This is a genomic window from Caulobacter sp. S45, assembly GCF_903642205.1.
Taxonomy (GTDB): domain Bacteria; phylum Pseudomonadota; class Alphaproteobacteria; order Caulobacterales; family Caulobacteraceae; genus CAHJWH01.
Genome location: NZ_CAHJWH010000148.1, coordinates 1 through 7827 on the forward strand (window position 1 = coordinate 1; position 7827 = coordinate 7827).

The following is a 7827-nucleotide window of genomic DNA, read 5'->3' on the forward strand; positions in this document are numbered from 1 at the left end:
GCCTTCCTCGGCATAGAGGTTCAGCCGCTCGGCCGCGCCGGCCACATCGCCGTTGTTGCCGAACAGCCCCGCCAGCGCCGCCTGCTCCACGGCGAAGGCCGGCGCGCGGGAGGACAGCCGGTCGATCAGCGACTTGGCGCCCTGCGCGTCGCGCACCAGCGCGGTCAGGTCCGCGCCCATGCGTCGCTCGCCGGACGGCAGGTCGAGCACTGCGCCGTCGGTCCCCTCGTCGAACAGGAAAGCGGCCATGTCGGCGTCGTCCTTCAGGTAGCGCGAGGACTTGCCCTTGGCGGCTTTGTAGAGTGGCGGCTGGGCGATGTAGAGATAGCCCTGCTCGATCACCTTGGGCATCTGGCGATAGAAGAAGGTCAGCAGCAGGGTGCGGATGTGCGCCCCGTCCACGTCGGCGTCGGTCATGATGACGATCTTGTGGTAGCGGATCTTCTCGATGTCGAAGTCTTCGCGCCCGATCCCGGCGCCCAGCGCTGTGATCAGCGTGCCGATCTGGTCTGAACCGAGCATCTTGTCGAAACGGGCGCGCTCCACGTTCAGCACCTTGCCCCGCAGCGGCAGGATGGCCTGGTTCTCGCGGTTGCGCCCCTGCTTGGCGGAGCCGCCGGCGGAATCGCCTTCCACGATGAACAGCTCGGACTTGGCCGGGTCACGCTCCTGGCAGTCGGCCAACTTGCCCGGCAGCGAGGTGATGTCGAGCGCGGACTTCCGCCGCGTCAGCTCACGCGCCTTCTTGGCCGCCTCGCGGGCCGCGGCGGCGTCCACGATCTTGGCGACGATCAGCTTGGCCTCGTTGGGGTGCTCCTCGAACCAGTGGCCGAGCGCCTCGCTGACCAGCTGCTCCACCGCCGGACGAACCTCGGACGAGACCAGCTTGTCCTTCGTCTGGGAGGAGAACTTGGGGTCGGGCAGCTTGACCGACAACACGCAGGTCAGCCCCTCACGCGCGTCCTCGCCGGAGACGCTGACCTTCTCCCGCTTGGCCGCGCCGGAACTCTCCACGTAGCCGCCGACCACCCGGGTGAGCGCCGCGCGGAAGGCGGCCAGATGGGTGCCGCCATCCCGCTGGGGGATGTTGTTGGTGAAGCACAGCATCTGCTCGTGGTAGCTGTCGTTCCACCAAAGCGCGAGTTCGACCTCCACCCGGTCCTTGGCGCCGCGGACGGCGACCGGGTTCTTCAGGATCGTGGCCTTGGACTTGTCCAGGTGTCGCACGAACGCCTCCACCCCGCCCTCGTAGCTCATCACCTCCTCGTACGGCTCCGCCTCGCGCAGGTCCTTGAAGCGGATGACGACGCCGGAGTTCAGGAAGGCCAGTTCCCGCAGCCGGTGCTCCAGTGTCTTCCGGTCGAACTCGATGGCGGTGAAGGTGCCCTCACCCTCCCCTGGCCCGGTCTTCAGCGACGGCATGAAGGTGACGCTGGTGCCGGTCAGGAACTCACCGGCCTTCCTATCGGCCCCCGTGCGCCGCGGCGCGTCGCCGGTGACGACCAGCGGGGAGACGGCGTCGCCCCGCTCGAAGCGCATCTCGTATTCCTTGCCGTTGCGCCAGATCTTCAGCTGCAGGAAGTCTGACAGGGCGTTGACCACCGACACGCCCACGCCATGCAGTCCGCCGGACACCTTGTAGCTGTTCTGGTCGAACTTACCGCCGGCGTGAAGCTGGGTCATGATCACCTCGGCCGCGCTGACGCCCTCGCCGGAGTGGATGTCCACGGGGATGCCGCGCCCGTCGTCGATCACGGTGCAGGAGCCGTCCGGGTTCAGGATCACCTGGACGTGGGAGGCGTGGCCGGCCAGGGCCTCGTCGATAGCGTTGTCCACCACCTCGTAGACCATGTGGTGCAGGCCCGATCCGTCGTCGGTGTCGCCGATGTACATGCCCGGGCGCTTGCGCACCGCGTCCAGGCCCTTCAGCACACGGATGGATTCCGCGCCGTAGTCGCCGCCGCCGGCCGGTTCCGGAGCGTCGGTCAGGTCTTCGCTCATCGCGTCCTTCAGTCTGCCAGCGGCTTCAGCTGCGAGGCGTCCACCAGGACCTCCTGCGCCCAGCCGGGCCGGTGTTGGAACAGCGCCCGGTCGGTCCCCGTCAGGAACGCTTGCAACCCGAGCGCCGTGATCTCTTCAAACAGCGCCGCCCGCCTTTTCACGTCCAGGTGCGCGGCCACTTCGTCCAGCAACAATATAGGGTTTGGCGACGATTCTGCACGGGATAAACGCGCCGCCTGGGCCAGCACCAGGTTGAGGATCAGCGCCTTCTGCTCGCCGGTGGAGCACTCCGCCGCCGGACGATCCTTTTCCCTATGGCGGACCAGCAGGTCGGTGCGATGCGGACCGGTGAGAGAGCGGCCTGCGACGGCGTCGCGGGCCCGCGCACGGGCGAAGGCCTCGGCCAGCCGGGGCGCATCGGCCGCTGGGTCGGGGCGGCTCCAGTCACCGACGAGGTCCAGCAGCGCCAGCGGAAACGGGCGATCGACGCGGCGATCGATCTCGGCCTGCAAGACGTCCAGCGTCCGTGCGCGGGCGTCGGCCAGGCGCACGCCCTCCGCTCCCAACCGGACCTCCAGCGCCGAGAGCCACGCCGCGTCAGCCGGACCGTCGGTCAGCAGGCGCAGGCGCTCGCGCAGCGCGCGGTCGTAGGCATTGGCCACCGCGGCATGGGCGGGCTCGGCGGCGAAGGTCAACCGGTCTAGGAAGCGACGCCGCTCGGTCGCGCCGTCGAGGAACAGGCGATCCTGCGCGGGGGTGAGCCAGACCAGGCGTACGACACCGGCCAGGCGCCCGGGCGCCACGGTCTCGCCGTCCAGCCGCACGAGTCTCCGAGAGGCCGCCACGCTGTCCGTCCCGGTCCCCACCCGGGTCTCACCCTTGCCGTCCTCCAGTACTGTGGCCAAGCTCCAAGCGCGGCCGGAGGGCTCGCCGGGCGTTCGCCGGCCCAGTTCGGCCACGGAGGCGCCCCTCAGGCCCTTGCCCGGAGCCAGGTAAGACACCGCCTCCAGCAGGTTGGTCTTGCCCGCGCCGTTCAGGCCGGACAGGGCCACAGGGCGGCCGTCCAGCTCCAGGGCGGCGTCGTGATAGGATCGGAAGTCCCGCAGGGCCAGGCGGCGGAGGATGGTGCGGGCCATGGCGGGTGCAAGTGGTCCGCCGAACCCGCCTTGTCCAGCCGCCCGCCGTCAGCGCTCCTGGTCGGTGGGGCGCATCAGGATCTCGTTGATGCAGACGTGCTCGGGCTGGGAGACGGCGTAGAGGATGGCGTTGGCCACGTCCTCGCTCTTCAGCTGGCGGACGCTGGAGGCGAACTGCTCGATGGCCTTGCGCGCCTCCTCGTGGGCAACGTGGTCACGGAGCTCCGTCTCCACGATGCCGGGCTCCACCACGGTGACCCGCACCCGGTCCTTGACCAGCTCCTTGCGCAGCGCCTCCGAGAAGCCCACCACGCCGAACTTGGTGGCCGAATAGCCCGCGCTGTTGGCGTTGGCGACGCGCCCGGCGGTGGAGGCGATGTTGACGATGTGGCCGTCCTGCCGCGCGCGCATGCCCGGCAGCGCCGCCTGGCTGGCGGCGATTAGTCCCAGCACGTTCAACTCCAGCATGTGACGCCAGCGGCCGAGGTCGGCTTCCGCGGTGGGCTCCAGGTACATGACGCCGGCATTGTTCACCAGGATGTCGAGGCGGCCGTGGTGGGCCTCCGCCTCGTACACCATCTGCGCTGCCGCCTCCGGCGTCGACACGTCGGCGGTCAGGGCGAAGGCCTCGCCGCCGGCCGCGGCAATGCGGGAGACAAGGGCGTCCAGCTTCTCCCGCCGCCGGGCCGCCACCACGACCTTGGCGCCGCCGCGCGCCAGCGCCTCGGCGGTCGCTTCCCCGATGCCCGAAGAGGCTCCAGTCACCAGGGCGACCCTGCCATCAACGCCTGTGCTGCTCATTTCGGACTCCCCGGGTCGGTCGGCTCCCAAACCGCTGCGAGGTGGCTCCGTTCCCCACCTGTCGCTTCAAGGCCACAGCTTGTGTGCATTGCAGCAATTTAATTCGGCTCTAAGCTGCGACGGGCCTATATGACCGTCATCCCCGCTTCATAAGAGACACTTCTTCCAACATTGTGTATCTGGAAGCGAAATCCGACCCTACATCGGACCCTGATGGACCTCAAGCGGGCAAAAAGAGGGACTTGCTATGATCAGACTTTCGACTTTCACCGACCGCGTCTCCACCGCCGGTTCGCTCCTGCTGGCGGCGCTTCCGCTGCTGGCCATGGGCGCGCTCGCGCACTAGGCGACGCCTTCGCCCGACGGGAGCCTCCCCGCTCCCGCCGGGCACGCCGCCCGGCTTCCAGACGTTAGTCCCGCGCGGCCTCGACATAGTTGGCCGAGCGCATCTCCTGCAGGCGCGAAACGGTGCGCTCGAACTCGAACGAGCCGTCTCCGGCCGGATACAGGGCGTCAGGCTCAGCCTCGGCCAGCACCGCCAGCTTGCAGCGCGCCTCGTAGAGCGCATCGATCAGCGACACGAACCGCGCCGCTTCGTTGCGGAGTTCCGGCGTCAGCCTGGGAACGTCGTCCAGAAACACCGTGTGGAAACGCCGAGCGATCGCGAGGTAATCCTGGGCGCCAAGAGCCGACCCGCACAGGCTGACGAAGCTCGCCCGCAAATGACCGCCCGCGGTGTGGGGCAGGCGAAGCTTGCGGCCCAGCACCTCCAGGGTGTCGCCCGTCTCCTCGGCGCCGTCCAGCAGACGCGCCCACAACGCGTCGAACCCCGCGCGGGCGCTTGCGTCCAACGAAGAGAAGTAGACCTGGGCGCCTTTCAGCCGGTCCAGGCGGAAGTCCTTGGGTCCGCCGACGCAGACCACCGCCATATGCGCCTCCAGCATGGCGATGAAGGGCAGGAACAGCTGCCGGTTCAGCCCATCGGCATAGAGGGCGTACGGCGCTCGGTTCGAGGTCGCCACGATGACGACGCCTTGCGCCCACAGCGCCTCGAACAGGCGGCCCAGGATCATGGCGTCGGCGATGTCGGTGACGTGGAACTCGTCGAAGCAGAGCAGGCGGGCGCCCTCCGCCAGGTGATGCGCGACTGGCGGGATCGGGTCATCTCCCTTGGCCTGGCCGAAGCGGGCCTTGCGGGCGGCGGGATCGCCCTTGCGCCAGGCGTCGATCAGGCCGTGCACCTCGCCCATGAAGGCGTGGAAGTGCACCCGCCGCTTCTTCACCACAGGAGCGGTGTCGAAGAACAGGTCCATCACCATGGACTTGCCCCGCCCCACCGGCCCGTAGAGGTAGGCGCCCCTCGGCGGCTCGCGCTTCCTGTGAAGGAAGCGTGCGGAGAAACCGGGCTCCGACAAGGCGTTCAGCTCTCCCTCCAGGTGCGAGAGAGCGGAGATCGCTGCGGCCTGGGCGGCGTCGGGAGCGATTTCGCCGGAGGCCAGGCGTTGCTGGTACGCGGTCTGCACGGAGTCGGGCATGAGCGCTTCCGCATAGCGCACGCCTGCGTCATGTCCACCGCTGCACCGGCGCCAAGACCCGCACCGGCGAGCGCTATGCCCCCTTCCCCATCCGCCGCGTTCGGCTAGTCTCGGCGGCCCTCGACTTGGGCGGGACTCACCAACCCGCCGCCCCGGACCGGAATACGCGATGAAGCTGACCATGGAGCGATCCGCGCTGATCAAGGCGCTGGGCCACGTGCAGAGCGTGGTGGAGCGGCGCAACACCATCCCGATCCTGTCCAACGTGCTGCTGTCGGCCGACAAGGACGGCGCGACCTTCTCGGCCACAGATCTGGACATGGAGATCATCGACCAGACCTCCGCCCAGGTGGGAACCGGCGGCCAGATCACTGCCCCGGCCCACACCCTCTACGAGATCGTCCGCAAGCTGCCCGAGGGGGCTGACGTGGAGCTGAAGTTCGCCGGCGACGACCCACGCCTGTCGATCCAGGCCGGCCGCTCCCGCTTCAACCTGCCGGTGCTGCCGTCGGGCGACTTCCCGGTAATGTCCTCGGACGGGCTTTCTGAGCCGATCCAGGTCGATACGAACGACCTCATCCGGTTGATCGACAAGACGCGCTTCGCCATCTCCACCGAAGAGACACGCTACTACCTGAACGGCCTCTATCTCCACACGGTCAACGAGGGCGGCCAGACCAAGCTGCGCGCCGTGGCCACCGACGGCCACCGCCTGGCGCTCGCGGAGATGCCGGCGCCGGAGGGGGCGGCCGGGGCGCCGGGCGTGATCGTGCCGAGGAAGACCATCCAGGAAGCGCGGCGTCTGCTCGACGATGCCGGCGAGACGGTCCAGTTGCAGGTCTCACCCGCCAAGGTCCGCTTCGAGTTCGGCCGTGCGGCGTTGACCAGCAAGGTCATCGACGGTTCCTTCCCCGACTACATGCGGGTGATCCCGCGGGACAACCAGAAGGTCGCCCTTATCGACAACAAGCTGTTCGCCGATGCGGTAGACCGGGTGGCCACGATCTCGGCGGAGAAGTCGCGCTCGGTGAAGCTGGCGCTCGAGCCTGGAAAGGTGATCCTGACGGTCCGCAACATGGAGGCCGGCCAAGCGGTGGAGGAGGTCGAGATCGACTACGACGGCGAGCCCTTCGAGATCGGCTTCAACGCCCGCTACCTGCTCGACGTCGCCGGCCAGATCCAGGGCGAGACCGCCGAGTTCCGCTTCGCCGACCCCGCTTCGCCTACCCTGGTGCTCGACCCGGCGGATGCGGGTGTGCGCTACGTACTGATGCCGCTGCGGGTGTAGCGGCGCTCCCTTCATCCTCACACCTGTCATCCCGGAAAGCTGCACAGCAGCTTATCCGGGACCCAGGGCCACGGGCGATATGAGCGGCCCTGGGTCCCGGCTCTCCGCTGCGCTGCGGCCGGGATGACATGCTAATAGGTTCAGAACAGTTCCAGATAAAGATCGCGCCATTGCGGATTGGCGCTTTCGATCAACTTAAGCTTCCAGGCCCGGCGCCAACGCTTGATCCGCTTTTCGCGTAGTATGGCGTACTCGATGCTGTCCTGCGGCTCCCACCAGACCAGCCGCTTCACGTCGTGCTTGCTGGTGAAACCAGGCGTCAGGTTCTGCTGGTGCTCAGAGACACGTCGCACGAGATCATTGGTCACGCCCGTGTAGATCGTTCCGTTGGCCTGGCTGGCCAGAATGTAGACGTAGTACACCGGCCCTGGGTCCCGGCTCTCCGCTGCGCTCCGGCTCGGATGACAGATCGCATGGGTTTAAACAAGCTATTCACAACCTGTCATCCCGGAAAGCTGCACAGCAGCTTGTCCGGGACCCAGGGCAACGGCAGGTGCGTTAAGGACTCTGAGTATCTGCCGCTAATATGCAGCGGCTCCTCCTGCAGCAAGTGGACGTAGGTAGCCATCCACTACAATCTTAAGGGCGGTCAGAAGCAGCCAGAGGATTATGGGGCTGATATCTACCCCGCCAAGGTTTGGCAGGAAACGACGGATCGGGCGAAGCATGGGTTCTGTTAGTTGGTCCAAGGTTCGCACAATGCGGTACATCATTGGATTGCGCAGATTTATAACATCGAACGCGACTAGCCAACTCAACACCGCCGTAACTATGACCAGCAATATCGCTAGGCCAATAAGGCTATCGAACAGGAACAGCAGGGCGGCGACGATGGGCATCGGAGTCTCCAGACCCCGCGTCTGTGCACGGGTTTGCGGCTGCGCTCAAGCGGGCGCGCCACGCCTGTGCGGGCGCTTGACAGGACAGGGCTGAACCGACACATGTCCGCCCCTCGCGGACGGCCGCTACGCCCGCCCGCGGACCTGATCCTGGGGCCGTAGCTCAG

Annotated in this window: 7 protein-coding genes; 1 reads left to right on the forward strand and 6 read right to left on the reverse strand. The window is 67.4% G+C overall.

What is annotated here, in order from left to right; genetic code table 11:
- From HUV06_RS13055 to zapE, 4 genes are all read right to left on the reverse strand, one after another.
- Positions 1 to 2001 (reverse strand): DNA gyrase subunit B (locus HUV06_RS13055; protein ID WP_174301695.1); only part of this gene is annotated, 2001 nt, incomplete at its 3' end.
- Positions 2002 to 2009: 8 nt separating this feature from the next.
- Positions 2010 to 3137 (reverse strand): DNA replication/repair protein RecF, encoded by a 1128-nt coding sequence (recF, locus tag HUV06_RS13060; protein WP_174301696.1) that lies wholly within the window; start codon positions 3135 to 3137, stop codon positions 2010 to 2012.
- A gap of 48 nt (positions 3138 to 3185) precedes the next feature.
- The gene (locus HUV06_RS13065) at positions 3186 to 3938 is read right to left on the reverse strand and encodes an SDR family oxidoreductase (protein WP_174301697.1); all 753 of its coding nucleotides are present in this window, start codon (positions 3936 to 3938) and stop codon (positions 3186 to 3188) included.
- 410 nt (positions 3939 to 4348) lie between these two features.
- A complete protein-coding gene (gene zapE / locus HUV06_RS13070) occupies positions 4349 to 5473 on the reverse strand; it encodes a cell division protein ZapE (protein ID WP_174301698.1) in 1125 nt (374 codons plus the stop codon).
- Between the two features lie 169 nt (positions 5474 to 5642).
- Between zapE and dnaN the strand changes: the two genes are divergently transcribed.
- Positions 5643 to 6761, forward strand: coding sequence for a DNA polymerase III subunit beta (gene dnaN, locus HUV06_RS13075; RefSeq protein ID WP_174301699.1), 1119 nt, complete (start codon positions 5643 to 5645; stop codon positions 6759 to 6761).
- A gap of 140 nt (positions 6762 to 6901) precedes the next feature.
- Here dnaN and HUV06_RS13080 read toward each other — a convergent pair whose 3' ends face one another.
- A complete protein-coding gene (locus HUV06_RS13080) occupies positions 6902 to 7183 on the reverse strand; it encodes a GIY-YIG nuclease family protein (RefSeq protein ID WP_174301700.1) in 282 nt (93 codons plus the stop codon).
- A 159-nt stretch (positions 7184 to 7342) separates the two neighbouring features.
- A complete protein-coding gene (locus HUV06_RS13085) occupies positions 7343 to 7660 on the reverse strand; it encodes a YggT family protein (RefSeq protein WP_174301701.1) in 318 nt (105 codons plus the stop codon).
- Between the last annotated feature and the right edge of the window lie 167 nt (positions 7661 to 7827).